18 protein-coding genes are annotated in these 15,308 nt (G+C 40.3%); 14 read left to right on the top strand and 4 right to left on the bottom strand.

Annotation, left to right across the window (positions count from 1 at the left end; translation table 11 throughout):
• The first annotated feature begins 339 nt into the window (after window positions 1-339).
• The 3 genes from CRI9333_RS03215 to CRI9333_RS03205 all read left to right on the top strand — a co-directional run bounded on the left by CRI9333_RS03215 (window position 340) and on the right by CRI9333_RS03205 (window position 3,234).
• Window positions 340-558, top strand: coding sequence for a hypothetical protein (locus CRI9333_RS03215; protein ID WP_041225913.1), 219 nt, complete (start codon window positions 340-342; stop codon window positions 556-558).
• 606 nt (window positions 559-1,164) lie between these two features.
• The gene (locus CRI9333_RS03210; RefSeq protein ID WP_015201735.1) at window positions 1,165-1,749 is read left to right on the top strand and encodes a hypothetical protein; all 585 of its coding nucleotides are present in this window, start codon (window positions 1,165-1,167) and stop codon (window positions 1,747-1,749) included.
• Between the two features lie 336 nt (window positions 1,750-2,085).
• Complete coding sequence (locus CRI9333_RS03205) at window positions 2,086-3,234, top strand: leucine-rich repeat domain-containing protein (protein WP_015201734.1); 1,149 nt, start codon at window positions 2,086-2,088, stop codon at window positions 3,232-3,234.
• 79 nt (window positions 3,235-3,313) lie between these two features.
• Here CRI9333_RS03205 and CRI9333_RS27595 read toward each other — a convergent pair whose 3' ends face one another.
• On the bottom strand, window positions 3,314-3,469 hold the full coding sequence (locus CRI9333_RS27595; RefSeq protein WP_232229406.1) for a tyrosine-type recombinase/integrase: 156 nt from the start codon (window positions 3,467-3,469) through the stop codon (window positions 3,314-3,316).
• Between the two features lie 334 nt (window positions 3,470-3,803).
• On the opposite strand from CRI9333_RS27595, the gene CRI9333_RS03200 reads away from it, so the two are divergent.
• The 3 genes from CRI9333_RS03200 (at window position 3,804) to CRI9333_RS26515 (ending at window position 5,662) form a co-directional block, all read left to right on the top strand.
• Window positions 3,804-4,259 (top strand): bile acid:sodium symporter family protein, encoded by a 456-nt coding sequence (locus CRI9333_RS03200; RefSeq protein WP_157462261.1) that lies wholly within the window; start codon window positions 3,804-3,806, stop codon window positions 4,257-4,259.
• Between the two features lie 95 nt (window positions 4,260-4,354).
• On the top strand, window positions 4,355-4,627 hold the full coding sequence (locus CRI9333_RS03195) for a hypothetical protein (protein ID WP_015201733.1): 273 nt from the start codon (window positions 4,355-4,357) through the stop codon (window positions 4,625-4,627).
• A 714-nt stretch (window positions 4,628-5,341) separates the two neighbouring features.
• A complete protein-coding gene (locus CRI9333_RS26515) occupies window positions 5,342-5,662 on the top strand; it encodes a hypothetical protein (RefSeq protein ID WP_041225909.1) in 321 nt (106 codons plus the stop codon).
• 181 nt (window positions 5,663-5,843) lie between these two features.
• Here the strand turns inward: CRI9333_RS26515 and CRI9333_RS03180 are convergent, their stop codons facing one another.
• Both CRI9333_RS03180 and CRI9333_RS25505 read right to left on the bottom strand, forming a co-directional pair.
• Entirely contained in the window at window positions 5,844-6,050 is a 207-nt protein-coding gene (locus CRI9333_RS03180; RefSeq protein ID WP_198013612.1) for a hypothetical protein, read from the bottom strand.
• 165 nt (window positions 6,051-6,215) lie between these two features.
• Window positions 6,216-6,557, bottom strand: coding sequence for an HNH endonuclease (locus tag CRI9333_RS25505; RefSeq protein WP_041225907.1), 342 nt, complete (start codon window positions 6,555-6,557; stop codon window positions 6,216-6,218).
• Between the two features lie 466 nt (window positions 6,558-7,023).
• Here CRI9333_RS25505 and CRI9333_RS03170 point away from each other — a divergent pair, with 466 nt between their 5' ends.
• Together CRI9333_RS03170 and CRI9333_RS26510 are read left to right on the top strand one after the other, a co-directional pair.
• On the top strand, window positions 7,024-7,551 hold the full coding sequence (locus CRI9333_RS03170) for a hypothetical protein (RefSeq protein WP_051035340.1): 528 nt from the start codon (window positions 7,024-7,026) through the stop codon (window positions 7,549-7,551).
• A gap of 298 nt (window positions 7,552-7,849) precedes the next feature.
• Entirely contained in the window at window positions 7,850-8,146 is a 297-nt protein-coding gene (locus CRI9333_RS26510; protein ID WP_015201730.1) for a hypothetical protein, read from the top strand.
• 259 nt (window positions 8,147-8,405) lie between these two features.
• Here CRI9333_RS26510 and CRI9333_RS03165 read toward each other — a convergent pair whose 3' ends face one another.
• Window positions 8,406-8,657 carry a hypothetical protein gene (locus CRI9333_RS03165; RefSeq protein WP_015201397.1) on the bottom strand — a complete coding sequence of 84 codons (252 nt, stop codon included), beginning with the start codon at window positions 8,655-8,657 and terminating at the stop codon, window positions 8,406-8,408.
• 225 nt (window positions 8,658-8,882) lie between these two features.
• Between CRI9333_RS03165 and CRI9333_RS03160 the strand changes: the two genes are divergently transcribed.
• The 6 genes from CRI9333_RS03160 (at window position 8,883) to CRI9333_RS28025 (ending at window position 15,255) form a co-directional block, all read left to right on the top strand.
• Window positions 8,883-9,689 carry a heteromeric transposase endonuclease subunit TnsA gene (locus CRI9333_RS03160; RefSeq protein ID WP_015201398.1) on the top strand — a complete coding sequence of 269 codons (807 nt, stop codon included), beginning with the start codon at window positions 8,883-8,885 and terminating at the stop codon, window positions 9,687-9,689.
• 33 nt (window positions 9,690-9,722) lie between these two features.
• Complete coding sequence (locus CRI9333_RS03155) at window positions 9,723-11,882, top strand: Mu transposase C-terminal domain-containing protein (RefSeq protein WP_015201729.1); 2,160 nt, start codon at window positions 9,723-9,725, stop codon at window positions 11,880-11,882.
• Window positions 11,872-13,470: an ATP-binding protein gene (locus tag CRI9333_RS03150; RefSeq protein ID WP_015201399.1), complete on the top strand. Its 1,599-nt coding sequence runs from the start codon at window positions 11,872-11,874 to the stop codon at window positions 13,468-13,470. The genes CRI9333_RS03155 and CRI9333_RS03150 overlap by 11 nt, the downstream gene beginning before the upstream one ends.
• Window positions 13,471-13,484: 14 nt before the next feature.
• Entirely contained in the window at window positions 13,485-14,384 is a 900-nt protein-coding gene (locus CRI9333_RS03145; protein WP_015201400.1) for a TnsD family Tn7-like transposition protein, read from the top strand.
• 204 nt (window positions 14,385-14,588) lie between these two features.
• Window positions 14,589-15,146 (top strand): tyrosine-type recombinase/integrase, encoded by a 558-nt coding sequence (locus tag CRI9333_RS03140; protein ID WP_157462260.1) that lies wholly within the window; start codon window positions 14,589-14,591, stop codon window positions 15,144-15,146.
• Window positions 15,127-15,255 carry a hypothetical protein gene (locus CRI9333_RS28025; RefSeq protein WP_269667511.1) on the top strand — a complete coding sequence of 43 codons (129 nt, stop codon included), beginning with the start codon at window positions 15,127-15,129 and terminating at the stop codon, window positions 15,253-15,255. The genes CRI9333_RS03140 and CRI9333_RS28025 overlap by 20 nt, the downstream gene beginning before the upstream one ends.
• The last annotated feature ends 53 nt before the right edge of the window (window positions 15,256-15,308 follow it).

The raw sequence follows: 15,308 nt of genomic DNA, 5'->3' as shown, positions 1-15,308 counted from the left end.
GAGAAAATCTCCAATCTAATTAACCTGAGTTCGGGATAAGAAAAGGAGGAGCCCTGTAAGCTCAAATGTGTAAAATCTCTAATTCAGCAAGCTCCTTCCATGTCTAGTCTAGTATCATTATCTATATCAATAGTTTACTAAGTGTGTATAAAATTAAATTAAGAAAATTTAAAAAAATATCAAATTATACTAAAATTTTTTTAAAAGATTTTATAACTTTCCTCTAGGACGAAAATTTTTATGTGGAAAAAACATAGCTTTTCAGTTCTGATTTCAAGCTGTATTTTACTAACTTCTTGTTCATTAATAAATCAAAAACCCCGTATAGGTGATATTTATATGCTTAAAGAATCTGATACACCTTATGAAATAATTGAGGTATTTTCTGAAAAAAGACTAGGTAGAGGGAGAGTTTTTATATTAAGAGAATTGAGTGATAATACTTCTAGCGGAGGATCTTATGAAGAAGCTGAACTTGAAAAATATTTTTACAAGAAAAATAAGTTTTTATTTAGCTCCAAAAATGTAGTACTATCCTCTCAGATGAAGATTATATAGTGTATACGTCAAGCGATTATAAAGAATACTGCATCTATACGGAGATATTAACAGATGCTAGCTTGCTGGATGACTTTTTTGGAGTATTAATTATGTATACCCCTCTTCTGTCACTCTCCGAGTTCTCCTATTAATAAAAAGCTACCTAGGACGCACAGAAATTCAACGAGCGTAGATCGCGAGTAATGCAACAATGTAGTCAAACCAGGGTTAGGAGAGGATTCACGTTAATAATAGATGACTCTGGACTAGGTTGCCCCCGGTCGCACTTTCCTTCTATTTACGCCAATAAAGGGAAAAATTAATTCCTTTTCGCCTGTCCCCTACAAAGCTAGGGCTATCGCCCTAACAATCTCGTTATAAAAAGTAAAATAACTGAACTAAATACCAAAATTAATTCCTTTCCGTAAACGGCTTTTAACCTGATGAAGTATACCGTAAGCTAGCAACGCAACTTTCCAATATACAACCGTTGTAAGTACAGCTTTGATATTTACAGATTTTACAGCCGCCCTACTTCAAGATTGGTTGCCAAGACTGGAGCGCATTGGGTGATTACATAGAATAGTTTTGCTTTTTACTGTTGAACTTGGAGATTAGAAAGATATGCGTTTTCCCTTCATTTTGTTTGCCTCATCTGCCATACTTTTATTGTTAACATCCTTACCTGCTTTCGGACAAAGCCGTGATTCTTGGAAGTTTGTGCGTCTTGGAGATCAAGTTAATGGTTGCCTCACTTGTCGCACGCAGCCAAATTCCAAAGCCTCTGTTGTTCGCACATTTCGGCATGGGGCATTAGTTAAAACTAGAAGTCAAAAAGGTTCCTTTACTTCTGTTGTTACAGTTGCTGGAGAACGCAGGAATAGTTCTAATTGTTGGGTCAGCAGAAAATTCACTTATAACCTTCCATCTTATGTTGTTGGAAAAATCTATGCAGGCAACTATCGTTACTTAGGCAACCAGCCACTAAAATGCCGTAGCGCAGTGGGATACAATACGCCTGCAACTAAAGTTGCCTACTACACGAGAGCCAGAATTGAAGCGACTGGAGTAGGAATAGATAATAACGGTCAAACATGGTTCTCTACTCGTAATAACTGTTTTATTCCAGCACTTAACGACCACATAAGTTGGGATGACATAGGGGAAGATCCAAACGCTATGTGCAATTACCTTAAAGAGTCTTGCTAAAGCTTAATTCACTCAAAATGTTGGTGGATACGCTCATAAACATTGCTGTGAGCGTTAACTAAGAATGTTTTGCACCACAAGTGAAGAATGCACTTACAAACTCGCGTCGGTAGTAGAGAGTGGCGCTACAAATTTAACACCACAGCGCAAAATGAGCTAGAAGGTCTTCATGAAAAAGGGTAGGTGGCGGAATTAAAATACTACTTTTAACCAAAAACTCAGGCTTAGAAGAACTGAGTGGTAGACGCATACATAAAGTGGTTATTTCTCACACCACTTTTTGAGGTAGTCAGGGAATACTGAAATCAATCGAATTCAATAATTACAAAAAAAAGAATGAAACTTACCTACACTACCAAAAACCCTTTATCTTCTATTGCTAATTCTGTTAAATTTATTACTACTAAACTACCTCTTAAAGTTGTCGTAGCTTCAGCATTATTAATCGGTGTAACTGGAAGTATGGCGATGGATTCAATAGTTCTTACTGCACCAAGCTATGCCCAAATTGCTTCCTCTACGAAAGTTAGTAAAGCAAAAAAGCGGGTTATAGCCAAAAAACCAGTGAAGGTTCAGAGCGCAGTTAAATTTAAGGATGCTAGGTTGGAAAAGGCGATTAGGCAACAGCTAGGCACTGGGGACAAGCCACTAACGTTAAATGCTCTGCAAAGGGTAAAACATTTAAATCTCATTAACAAAGAAATAACCTCATTAGAGGGAATTCAAGCACTTCGTAATCTAACTGAGCTGAGGTTTGGTGAAAACAAAATCAGTGATTTGGCACCACTAAGGGGTTTGACTAATCTGACTACGCTGCACTTGTATCGCAACCAAATCAGTGATGTAAAACCACTCTTGAGTTTGAGAAATCTAACTTCGCTGGAGTTGAGTAGCAACCCAATCAGTGATTTGAAACCACTAGCGGGATTGACTAAATTGACTACGCTGGGATTGGGGGGCAACAAAATTACTGATCTTAAACCACTAGCAGGTTTGGCTAATTTAACTACGTTGGAATTGAGCGGCAACAAAATTAGTGATCTCAAACCACTAGCAGGTTTGGCTAATCTGACTAAGTTATACTTGAGTGGCAACAAAATCAGTGATTTGAAACCAGTAGCAGGTTTAACTAAATTAACTAAGTTGTGGTTGGATAACAACCAAATTAGTGATGTTCAACCACTAGCGGGTTTGATTAATTTGACTTTCCTGAGCTTGGATAACAACAAAATTAATGATGTTCAACCACTAGCGAATTTGACTTCTCTGATGGGGCTGGGCTTGAGTCTAAACAAAATCAGTGATGTGACACCACTAAGAGGTTTGACTAAATTAAATTGGCTGGACTTGAATCTAAACAAAATCAGTGATGTAACCCCACTAGCGGGTTTAACTAATCTAAATGTAAATGGGCTGGGCTTGAGTGGCAACCCAATTAATAACTGTCAATTATTACCCGAAAAACTTCGTTACTCCTGCAAATAAATTTGTAATCGCACATCATCTTTGATAAGGCAAATCCAGAAGCTGCATAGCTGCTTCCTTCCTATCTTCACCTCTGCGGTCATACCTGGAAGTAGTCGCTTCTTTTAGAATGTCCAGCTAACTTTTGAACCGTAGAAATATCAACCCCCGCGTCTATCAAATCCCCAATGAAAGTACGGTCGAAATCGTGAGGACTAAAACTTGCGAGTCCAGCTTGTTTGCCACGCTTACGGATAATTTTACTAAAACCTTGATCAGTAATTTTATTACCACTAAACAGCGATCACACCTTCTGGGATACCTAAATCACTACGCAAATTCAACCAATCAATTACAGCTTATTTACTATTAGCAGGAAGCTCAACTAATCTATCCTTACCCCAATCCACTTTTATCGATCACCACTCAGCTACGACCAAGATAAACGCTGTTCATCTTGGTTTCTACAACAAAGTAAACGGATAGGAGATTCCGAAATTTGTGATATGGTTCACTACAGACAATTTATATTGTCCACCGCAATCAAATGGAGTCCAACTTTCTAACGGCTGTGTTTTTACCAGTTGCCCGTGATCACGATTCTTCCTGTGGTTTTAGGAATGTTGTTGAAATACAAAGTCCCCGCGATCGCAACTAAAGTAAATAAACCCCTAAAATATCTCTCAATCTTTTTCCTCACGGTTATTATTGTCGGTGTTATTCTGCGGGAACGGCAAAATATAGTAGGGTTCTTTGTGGCAGTTGGTTTAGTGATGCTCTCCTTGAATCTGAGCACGATGCTGCTAGGATATGGCATGGGCTTCGTCATGAAGCTTTCACAACCTCAAAAAGTTGCTATTACTTTGGAAGTTGGGATTCAAAATGGAACTTTAGCTATTGCGATAGCTTCTGCCCCTACACTTCTGAATAACCCCACTATGGCGATTCCAGCAGCCATTTACAGTCTGATCATGTTTGTCACAGGCGGGCTATTTAGTGTGTGGAGTAATTCCCAAAAACCTGCCAAGATATTTACTGACGTATAGAACCCCTAAAGAATAAACGCAAAAAAATATTTGATGAACAGAAAAATTAGTTTTCGTCACGGGTTGCTACAGTTGAGAAAATTGAGATAGGGGCAATGAAGGACATAGAGCCAAGCAGCATTACTTATGAAGCGGCATCTCAGAATTTAGAGAATAAAGCACAGGCATGGCTCAAGGCTACTCATGAGCTACTAGCAGCCACAAAGGAATACGATCACGTTTCTCTTCTGTTAATGGAGGTGTTCTTTGAGATGGGTCTAGACTTCCCAGACCTGGGCGTAAGCGGCTCCACCTTCGAGGTGGCGGGACAATCTGACAAGATTGCGGCAATCCTCGAAAGAATAGAGAAATACTCAGAGTCTATATAGACAAAACTCTAATGTAAGTAAATAAGAAATTTAGCAAGCTTTGAAGTATTTCGCCTTTAACGGCTGTTGGCTTATGTGGTGGTGTGATTTGACTGTTAATTTGCTTTTGTGACGGTTGTAGGTCAATCTCAAGGCAGTTTTTTCAAAGGGTGCGACAGCTAACAGCAATGCTAGTTAGTTTCAGGTTAATTTCTTGGAAAAGCTATAAAAAAGCGGATTCTACAAAGATGATTGTCGCAGTTATAAGGCAATACCTTAATTATGGAAATAATTTTTTCAAATATTCCTTGACGTTTAGAACGTTTAATCTTCAAAGAACCGCAATTGGGGCATTTCTGCTTAAAAAATAAAAATTTCATAGCTATGATTGTTAAGTTGTAATTTAATTAACTACTGAAATACTTACCACCTATTAATGTTTCTGTCTATTTGCTAGGTCACATACTGTAATTCAGTTTTATAACGCCTCTGGTTAAATTATTCGTTAATTGGCAACTGTAGCGGTTGTAGGGCAATCTCGCGGGAGTTTTCTCTTGAGTGCGTAGGGAAATGAAGAGGCGGCGGTGTGGAAGGGTGCGTTAGCACCCCTATTTCAATGAAATAGCATGAGTACCCTGCGTTTCCACAAGACCGAGATTATAAAGTTTGGATGCTTCCGTTTCCACTCGAATTCCTTCGATTATGCTCACATCATTCTGTGTCGGAACAATTATTGTGAGCTTGAATCCTGTCTTTGCAAAAAGCAATGTAACAGTTGCAGTAGAGAAGCACACTAACGCGCCTGTAGAAGACCCAAAATTAAATTCCCTAAAAATAAATTCTGCACTCGAACCCGACTCAGAAACATTTCCTGGTATATCGGAACCCACACCACCATTAGAACTAGAAAGAATAGAGGAAGCAGCAGCAGAAAAGCTGGAAGCATTAGTTGTTGAAGTAGAGGCATCAGAACCAGGAAAAGAAGAACCAGGCAGCGAGATTCCGGCGGCAGTACAAAAACCCAAACCTTTGAGTCAGCAACAATTGGCGCTTTGATAAGAAAAGAGAAATATTTAACCCAGTGGTTTAAATCCAAATTCCCCAGAGTTTTTCTAGGGGATTTATTAATGTGTTGCTAAACTCAAAACTTATGAACCCAAAACACAAATGCCCTGCACCGACCTCCCTTTCATTGATCCTCACTCCTTCAGGTCTTCTAACTCTTTCTTTACCCCTGCTACTCGTAATTACTAAAAGAAGTGTCGCCAGTCATTAGCGGATCATACTTCCTGTAATCACTGCCACCCGCATGAACAAACCCATGTTCTGCCAGCCATACTTGTGCGGCTTTAAGGTTCTCTTGCTGGTTCTCATTATTGATGAATTCTTCAACAATTTCATTGGTACTTGTATTTCTAAGCTGAGTGCCTGCCTGGTTATCCACGGGAATCAGGGTTACTCTTAATCCTTCGTTGTGGGCATTCATAATCGGTCTCACCTTGACAGAGCTATTAGTATACAAAAAATGTCAACTTCTTACCCTGTAAGCGTTGTTGCAGGATGAAGATAGGAATTAAAGAGAGTTGCTGCTCCCAATCGCTCACCCAATTTAAGCAAATCCCTTCGAGCGATTGGGCGGAAACGTTTCCGACTTGGCGCTATATCTGTTTAAAATCCGCTGCAACCGATCTTTAGAGTAACAAGGCAGCGAGACTGTGTACCAGTCAGTTAGATTTTTAGAACCTTTGCTACTGTTACATTTAGCACAGGCTGGCACTAGGTTGAGCCATGAATTAATACCCCCTTGTGAAGAAGCTATTACATGGTCTAAGGTTAGGCGTTTAGATTTGGAACCACAGTAGGCACAGCAATGATTAAACTCTGATTTAATCCCTTCTTTTACCAAGGCTTTGACGTTCTTGTGCCTAACGAAGTCGAAAATTTGTTGCATTCGGCAATCCGGTGCGTGTCAATCAGGAAAAACTTGATATTTCTATAAGTATGCGTTAAAAGTTTACAAGTGCTTACGAGACTTACCAATTTATCAAGCTGAGTTTCGCAAGATTTTATCTAGCACCCTTTATTATCTTAAAACTCACATTCCGCACTTCAATCTATAGAATAAATAAGTACAAAGCTAGGGAGAATACGAGAATTGGCTTTAAGTATAAATACTAAATTAGTGCTTGTGCGGGTGTTGTCTCTGTAGTTGATATTAAAGCAAAGGTACTAATTCCATTATTTTGGCACTCAATTCGCTTGAAAAGCATTTTTCTAATTCAACTCAGGAAATTGCTATTATAATATTTTGCAGACAGGTATAACCAATTTTTAGCTATAAAGCGGATCTACTCAAAACAATTTTTATATGGAAAACACATCTTTTAACTGGAGCCAATGCCTACCTTAAACCAATTTTGTCAGACCCCTTATCATTTCAACCAACAGTACAGAAAGTAGGAGTAGTACCAACAACTAAGGAAGATTCTAAAAATCGCTTAACTCAATATGAGTTTAATGAAGGATCAGCTTTATTAATTCTTTCTGCTATTGCAGGTGCTACAGGCAGCGTTGTGAGTATTCTGACCAGGATTGAGCAGTATAGAAATGAAGAATATGGTGATACTTTACTACCTATTTTTATTGGTGGTTTTAAACATGTAATTGGAGCATTTTTTGGGATTTTGGTATTTGCCTTAGTTAATTCTACACTATTACCTATTTCTATTACTAGAGATGACGCTAGACCTGCTACTAAATGGTTTGCTTTTTTAGCTATTGCTTTTGTAATTGGTTTTAGTGAAAGATTTGCTAAAGATATTGTCAGTCAAACCGAAAGAATTTTGCCTGGAGATACTTCTAATAAAGAGACAGCCAACCGTGAAACAGCGGAACTACCTGTGTCCGATGAATCTGCTAAAAATAAACCGATTGAGGAGAAATAAATAAACGCCTTTACCTAAAAGAAGGGAGTTGCCTTTAAACGAGCCATTGAGCTACGACCACATATTATTTCTTGTAGTTGGGGTTCTCCGGCTCAACATCCAGATGAGATCCCTGTCGGAGGCGTTTACAAGCATTTTCAAGAAAGCTCATGCCGATCAGATGGAGCATTTCGCAGCCGCCGACTGACGAATAATCTTATACAACTGTATTGTTTCTATACAAGAAAGTGAGCAAGTTGCTTTACGGGTAAAGTCCCAAAAACCACTTCATTCTTTTCGGCAAAGTTATGATGGAATAATGCCATCCCCGCCACTAAAAATTCACAGCATTGAGCGTAGACCTAGAGAGTTCCTTTATCCACACGAAATTACGGCACTGATTCAAGCCGCTGAACAATCTCGTAATCCGCAGCGCGATTCCACCTTGCTGATGCTGACTTTCTGTCATGCACTGCAACCTATTGAAGTAGTTGCACTGACTTGGCAACATATAAACTTTGCCGAAAAGTTTGAACCTTTCCTACCCACCCTAACAATCTACAGAAACAGAAGACGGGGGTGTATAGAAACAATAAAGTCGTATACTAAACAATAAAGTCGTATACTGGACAATAAAGTTGTATACTCGCGCGTGAGTATAAGTAAAAGCTGGCGCTTTGTAGAGTTTTAACATCAGGCTTGTCGAACACAAGAGCTTCCCAAAGATAATTTATTTTCGACATCAAATTATGGCTGTGGTAGTTGCCCCTTTGCAAGAAAGCAATACCCAGGGTATGTGTTCGACTATGCACATAGTCATCTGAAAAGCAGAACTTCAGTGGTCAACAATAATCAATAGTCAAAATGACAAAAAATTAGCGGTGCAAACGTGCGACTTGTTTGCGTCTGATTTGCCTGAGAACATGAAAATGTTCTGGTTCTGCCAAATCGCGAGACCAAACATAGTCAGCGATAGCCAAACACAGTTTGTGTTCTTCCTTGAGTTGTCGGCGACTATTTCCCTCAACAAACCAATGGGTTACGGTAGGTAGTGAACAGTTGCAGATGGTTGCCAAGTCATTACGGGTGGTCTCAGGGTACTTGGCTAAAAAATCCTTTAGTTCCACAACAGCTCACACTATTCCTACAGATAAAGTCTTCAGTAAGAGCTTGAAGAGCTTTCCAGCCATAGTATGCGGTTTTTGTGTCAGCTTGACAAATTTATGTTACAGTCAGTTTGTCAGTTTGACAAACTTATCAAGTTTGAGAATAATGGCTAGTGCCTAAAAGATTAAGTCTCGTTCAGTTTTAGGGCTAGCAGCCGTTCGTTGAAATTATCTTTCAGCAAAAAAATGGCTAAACGTAAAAGATCTGTAACGCCAGAAATCATAGAAGAACGCATTAAAGAAGGTCGTGGTCAGGGCAGAGGCGTTAATTACAAGCCGTGGTTGACTATCCAAGATGTAGCATCAACTGGTACTTGTAGTCGGATTAAAGGATGGAAAACCCAGCGCATACATCACTTACTCAGTGAACTAGAGTTAAGTTATTTTTACGTACTTGAATGGTCATTAATAGTTAATGATATCCGAGAGCAGTATCCACTATTACCATTAACAGAAACACAAAGTATAGCTGAGGAGTGTGGTTTTCGGTATCCCACAATTCCCGGTACAGATAATCCAATTATTATGACAACTGATTTTGTTATTAGTACTAATTCTAGTCTAGAAATTGTCGAGCAAGCTCGCACGCTTAAATACGCTTGGGATCTCCAATCAAAACGCAAATTAGAAAAACTAGAAATTGAGCGTCGCTACTGGCAAAGAAGAGGAATTAATTGGGGAATCGTCACTGAACGAGAAATTCCCAAATCACTGGTAAAAAATGTTGCTTGGTTACATCCCTTTGGCTCAAGAACAGATCTCAAAGATATGAGTAAGTGGGAGATCAACCGTATTAATAAGATCCTAACTGAAAAAATTAGATACAGCCGTCAATCTTTAGCAGAGATTACGGCTCAGAGTGATGATTTGCTGGGATTTATTCCAGGAACTAGCTTAAGCGTTGCTCGTTATTTACTTGCTAACAGAACATGGGATTTTGACATTAACCAGCCCATTCAACCTCAAGAACCATTAGTATTGCTCAAGCCTTGATAATTAAACAACGAATAAAGTAGGAAAAATGGGATGAATTTGTATGTAAATCAGCTATTAGAATGGGTCGGCTTGACACCACCTAAAATTGAACGATTGTTATGGATAGAGCCAGCAGGTAACTGGGTTGTAACTATTGAAATGTGTAGTACAAAAGCTTTACCCATATGGCAGAGAATGGTTGATATTTTAGAAGCTTTAGTTACAAGTAAACTGCGTATTTTAGAAATAGATTCCTACGCTTTTTCAGCACTTTCAGAGTTGGAAATTCCAGTACATTATAGACAGCATCGAGATAAAGCTTGGACGATTATTGGCAACTGTGTATCTGATGAGCGAGTCTTTATACCAAAAGAACGCGGTGCTCTAATCTTGGCGATGATGGCACAAAAAGGATGCACGAAAAGGACAATTTACAAATATTTGCGCCAGTACTGGCAAGGGGGACAGAACAAAAATGCTCTTCTTCCTCGCTTTGACCAGTGCGGTGGTAAAGCCAAGGAAAGGCAATGTGGGGAGCAAAAACGGGGACGCCCCGGCAAATTAGCTCAGATCACAAATCAACATCAGGGAGTAAATATTGATGTTGAGATGCGAGAACGGTTTCGCCGAGGAATTAGCTTATTTTACGAAAATGCTACTGGGAGAACCCTAAAAGACGCTTATCAACTGACGCTCTTCAAGTTTTTTCATCAAGGATATGAACTGCACAATCAGGTGTGGGTACCGATACTGCCACCTGCTGAAGAATTACCAACTTATAGGCAGTTTCGTTATTGGTATTTCAAGAATCAAGACCTGAGCAAGACACTTCAATCTCGCTTGGGGCAACGAGAGTTCAATTTACAGCATCGGGCATTGCTGGGTGATTCAACACAAATGGCATTTGGCCCTGGTTCGTTATACCAAATTGATGCCACTATTGGGGATGTTTATTTAGTGAGTTCCTTGAATCGCCATCGTATCATTGGGCGACCTGTGATCTATTTGGTGATTGATGTATTCAGCCGACTGATTAGCGGGTTTAGCGTTAGCCTTGAAGGGCCAAGTTGGTTGGGAGCAATGCTAGCACTAGAAAATGCTACGGCAGACAAAGTAGCATTTTGTCACGAGTTTGGTATTGAAATTAATTCGGCAGATTGGCCAAGCCGTCATTGTCCAGAAGCCATCTTAGCAGATCGAGGTGAATTTGAAGGTTATAACGCCGATAACCTAGTCAACGCACTTAACATCCGAGTAGCTAATACGCCTCCCTACCGACCAGATTGGAAAGCCATTGTCGAAAGGCATTTCCGCACTTGTAATGATAAATTGATTCGCTTTCTGCCAGGGGCTGTCCACCACAAACGTTCGCGAGGAGATAGAGACTATCGGCTTGATGCAGTTTTAGACCTGCATCAATTCCGAAAGCTAATGATTCTCTGCATCCTTGACCATAATCAGCATCATCGTCTTCAGGGATATCAGATGGACGAATTTATGATTAATGATGCAGTTGAACCATACCCAGTTGACCTTTGGCATTGGGGTGTCCGCAATCGCGTTGGTCATTTACGCACAAGTAGCACCGACATGATGCGCTTGCATTTATTACCCTCCGCCGAGGCGACCGTTACTCCAAAGGGTATCCGCTGTCACAAATTACTCTACACCTGCGATTTGGCGCTACAGCAACAGTGGTTTGTCAAAGCTAGAGTGCAAGGGAGTTGGAAAGTCAAAGTTGCTTATGACCCTCGTCAACTTGAGCAAATTTATTTACGGCTAAATAATAATAACCAAATAGTAACTTGTCACCTACTACCATGTTCAAAAACCTTTAGCGGTCGTGATTGGCATGAGGCGATTGACTATTGGGCAGAAAAAAAACTGGCAATGGCAGCCGAAAACAGTCGTTCTCTTCAAACAACTGCCACTTTTCACGCTCAAGTAGAACAGCTTGTTAGTGAAGCTGTACAACATTCTGAATTACACCAAAGTTCAACCAGCAAACAGAGCCGAATTCAAGGTATTCGGGAAACTCGGCGCACTGAGCGGGAGCAGGAACGTTCCGATTTGGCTTGGCAGCTAGGAGTCACAGAGCCTCAAAACAACAGTTCCCTATCAGAGAAAACCAATGAAGAGTATGTGCCACCCCCACAACCTTTAGACCTGCTACGTCGTCTTAGAGAGGAATCTTGGAACGATGAACCCTGAACTATCAGCACAACCATCCTTATTAGTAGGTAAAGGGCGTTTGGAGATAGCAACTTACAAAGACCCGCAGATCCCTAACTATCAGGATAATCCGCTCATTGAAGCTTTACCAAAAATTCTCACAAGCGAAGAAGCACTGACTAAGCTGGCACACTATCCCAGTTATGACCCAGTTCAACGGACTTGGCCATCTCACCTACGCGTCCATTTGATTCAAAGTGCTCTACAATTTTTTGCACCGCTCCCGGTTCACCTCGATTTAGAACAGAGGTTTTCACGTTTGATTCGCACCGGATACCAGGCTCGCAATCCCCAGCGCCCTAGCTTTTGGGGTAACTTAAACCAGGGAGTGATGTCATTAAGCCAAGAAGGAAGTGTTTCCCATCTAGGACGCTCAACTGCAAATGGTTTTACCATTATCGGTATGAGTGGAGTGGGTAAAACCGTCTCGGTCGAGTCAATTCTTTCACTCTATCCCCAAGTCATTATTCACAATCATTACCGGAATCGAGATTTTACCCACCAGCAATTAGTGTGGCTCAAATTGGATTGTCCTTTTGATGGTTCGATTCGTGGTTTATGCCTGAACTTTTTTCAAGCTGTAGATGACTTATTAGGAACACAATATTACAAAAACTATCAGAAAGGGCGACCCAACGTAGATGCACTCATTCCATTAATGGCACGTGTCGCTTCCTTACATTGTTTGGGGGCGCTGGTAATTGACGAAATCCAACACTTAAGTTCTGCCAAAAGTGGAGGAGCAAGTCTCATGCTCAACTTTTTTGTCCAGTTGGTTAACACTATTGGCGTACCAGTTATTTTAGTTGGAACTTACAAAGCTTGGTCGGTTTTGAGTGGTGAGTTTCGCTCCTCCCGTCGTGGCACTGGTCAAGGGGATCTAATTTGGGACAGGATGGCAAATGATGAAATTTGGCAGTTATTTATTGAATCGCTGTGGCGTTATCAATATGTTCAAAAGCTTTGCCCGCTCACACCTACGTTTAGCCAAGTTCTTTATGAAGTTACACAAGGTATTACAGACTTGGCAGTAAAAGTTTATGTCCTGGCACAACTGCGAGCGATTACTACCGGGAAGGAAGTTATTACCAAGGCAATTATTCAATCGGTAGCTCGTGATAGTTTACGCCTGGTTAATCCAGTACTCAATGCTTTAAAAACTGGTATGACACAGCAGCTTCAAGGTTTTGAAGATGTTCATCCCATTGAACTGGGTACTTTCTTTCAAGAGGCAATATCTACTGTTCAAAAGGTGGATTATCTTAACTGTTTAAAGGCATCTACAACGAAGTCTGTAGATCATAATCTACTTGTTGCGACCTCGCTTGAACAACAAGGAGAGATAACTGAATCAACCTCGTTGGCAGCAGCTATTCCAGAAACTCTTCCACTCAAAACTTCTTCGCCTAGAAGAAAAATCACAAATAAACCACAGCTAATCACAAGAGAAACAGCTAATAATGCTACTACTTTAATAGAGATTGTAACTATCGGTACTGCACATCAAATTTCTGGTTATGAAGCTCTAAAACTTGCTGGTTTAATTCAACCCACTACTGAATATTAATTGTTTTTGCAATTATGTTAGGTTTTTTTCCTGACCCTTACCCTGATGAACTGTTTTACAGCATTTGTGCTCGATTTCATCATCTTGTTGGTTATGCACGTTGGCAAACTACAGTCTGTGAGCTATTTGGTAAAGTTGTCAAAGTGACAGTTGCCATGCCCTGTCGCCTCAAGGCGCTCGTTGCTGCTTTACCTCCTGGTCACCGTTATACTGTTGACCGCTTCATAGATGAACACACTCTTTTCCCCTTTTACAGTCGTTTTTTGTCTCTAACGTCGGCCAATGAAATTTATTCAAGGATGGCTTTATCTGAGAAAAAAACTCTTTTCATTCGCTCAGGTATCCCCAAATATCTCCAGTTTTGTCCAACTTGTGTTCTTCAAGATAGAAAACAGTTTGGTGAGTGCTACTGGCACCGTCTTCATCAAGCGCCTGGTGTCAAAATTTGTCCAGTGCATCGAAAGTTTCTACAAAGCAGCCAGATTAGCATTCAACAACATCAATGTATTGCAGCAGAACAGGCATTATCAAAAATTGAAGTAGAACCATCTTTGAATACACATTCAATACATCCACTGTTTTTGCAAATTGCTCATGATGCCACTTGGCTATTGAGCCAACCGCATCAAACTGTTGATCAACAGTTTATCCGTAATCGCTACGTCCAGCTGATGATTTCTGCTGGATTTGCTAATTCTCGGGGCTTCTTTGCTATGCCTCAACTGATCAATAGTTTTGAACAAGCTTATCCAGTTGATTGCATAAAACAGCTTCAATGCGGATTTGACCTGTCCGCAGAACCAAGTTGGATAACCATAACTCTCCAAAATTGGCGACAGCATCAGCATCCCTTGCGCCATCTACTATTGATTCATCTACTACGATGTTCTGCCCAAGACTTTTTCCTGACTTAAAGTAGCCACAATTTTTTGAGATGCCAGCCTCAAAGCTTTCCTTCAGGCTGCGTAGTAATCAAACGTTCAGTATACAACTTTATTGTCAAAAATTCGGCGTAAATTTTGACGCTATGGCTTTCCAGTATACGACTTTATTGTCTTGATCAATTTCATTCTCTACCTAAAATCAAGGGTTCTGAGCTTTTTTAGGATACAACTTTATTGTCTGTATACAGGGGGCCATACAGTAGAGAGCTAATTCCCGACATCCAATTTCTCTGCCCTGCCGAAGTTAAAGCTTTACGCCAGTTGGCACGAGAATACAAGGGTGCTATGTTACTATTTCCCTCAGAACGTCGTTCTGTATTATCTACGCGATCGCTCCATCATATTGTCAAAGTCGCAGGAACTACAGCAGGTTTAGAATTTCCAATCCATCCGTATATGTTGAGGCATTCAGGAGCAATTTATCGGGCTGCACTTTTACTCTTGCAATACCCCGAAATTACTTTAAGTCAATGCAACTTAGTGTGGCAGAAGTTTGGCACAGTTAATCAACTATCAGTTCAGGAATTGCAACAAGTTGAATTGCTTGACCAGCCCACTGTAGATATCATCTGGCAAATCATTGAGCGGATACGCTCCTTTATTGGGGTAAATTCTTATCTTCATGCAGCCAAATATATGTTTTGGGCATTTGAGGCTTATCCTAACTCGGAATTACTACCCAAGAATTTTTGGTTATCACCACCGCACTGGCATGATTTTGCGGAAGGTTAAGGTTAAATCATACCTGTGCGATCGCACTTATTCCGCAACGCTGGAGCGCATCGGCGAACTAAAAGGGGCGATCGCCCCAAAAGCTGAAAATGTATATTTTGACACTTAGATTTTTCTAATATCAGTAATTGTGCTGGCTCAAAACTTTAGGGAAAAAGTTAG

This window comes from Crinalium epipsammum PCC 9333 (genome assembly GCF_000317495.1).
In the GTDB taxonomy this organism is placed as follows: domain Bacteria; phylum Cyanobacteriota; class Cyanobacteriia; order Cyanobacteriales; family PCC-9333; genus Crinalium; species Crinalium epipsammum.
This window is presented reverse-complemented; position numbering and strand designations above follow the sequence as displayed.

Excerpts from the sequence above, each read along its gene's own strand:
- CRI9333_RS03215 (WP_041225913.1), top strand. The coding sequence starts at position 340 with ATGCTTAAAGAATCTGATACACCTTATGAAATAATTGAGGTATTTTCT.
- CRI9333_RS03210 (WP_015201735.1), top strand. The coding sequence starts at position 1,165 with ATGCGTTTTCCCTTCATTTTGTTTGCCTCATCTGCCATACTTTTATTG.
- CRI9333_RS03205 (WP_015201734.1), top strand. The coding sequence starts at position 2,086 with ATGAAACTTACCTACACTACCAAAAACCCTTTATCTTCTATTGCTAAT.
- CRI9333_RS03195 (WP_015201733.1), top strand. The coding sequence starts at position 4,355 with ATGAAGGACATAGAGCCAAGCAGCATTACTTATGAAGCGGCATCTCAG.
- CRI9333_RS25505 (WP_041225907.1), bottom strand. The coding sequence starts at position 6,557 with ATGCAACAAATTTTCGACTTCGTTAGGCACAAGAACGTCAAAGCCTTG.
- CRI9333_RS26510 (WP_015201730.1), top strand. The coding sequence starts at position 7,850 with ATGCCATCCCCGCCACTAAAAATTCACAGCATTGAGCGTAGACCTAGA.
- CRI9333_RS03160 (WP_015201398.1), top strand. The coding sequence starts at position 8,883 with ATGGCTAAACGTAAAAGATCTGTAACGCCAGAAATCATAGAAGAACGC.
- CRI9333_RS03155 (WP_015201729.1), top strand. The coding sequence starts at position 9,723 with ATGAATTTGTATGTAAATCAGCTATTAGAATGGGTCGGCTTGACACCA.
- CRI9333_RS03150 (WP_015201399.1), top strand. The coding sequence starts at position 11,872 with ATGAACCCTGAACTATCAGCACAACCATCCTTATTAGTAGGTAAAGGG.
- CRI9333_RS03145 (WP_015201400.1), top strand. The coding sequence starts at position 13,485 with ATGTTAGGTTTTTTTCCTGACCCTTACCCTGATGAACTGTTTTACAGC.
- CRI9333_RS28025 (WP_269667511.1), top strand. The coding sequence starts at position 15,127 with ATGATTTTGCGGAAGGTTAAGGTTAAATCATACCTGTGCGATCGCACT.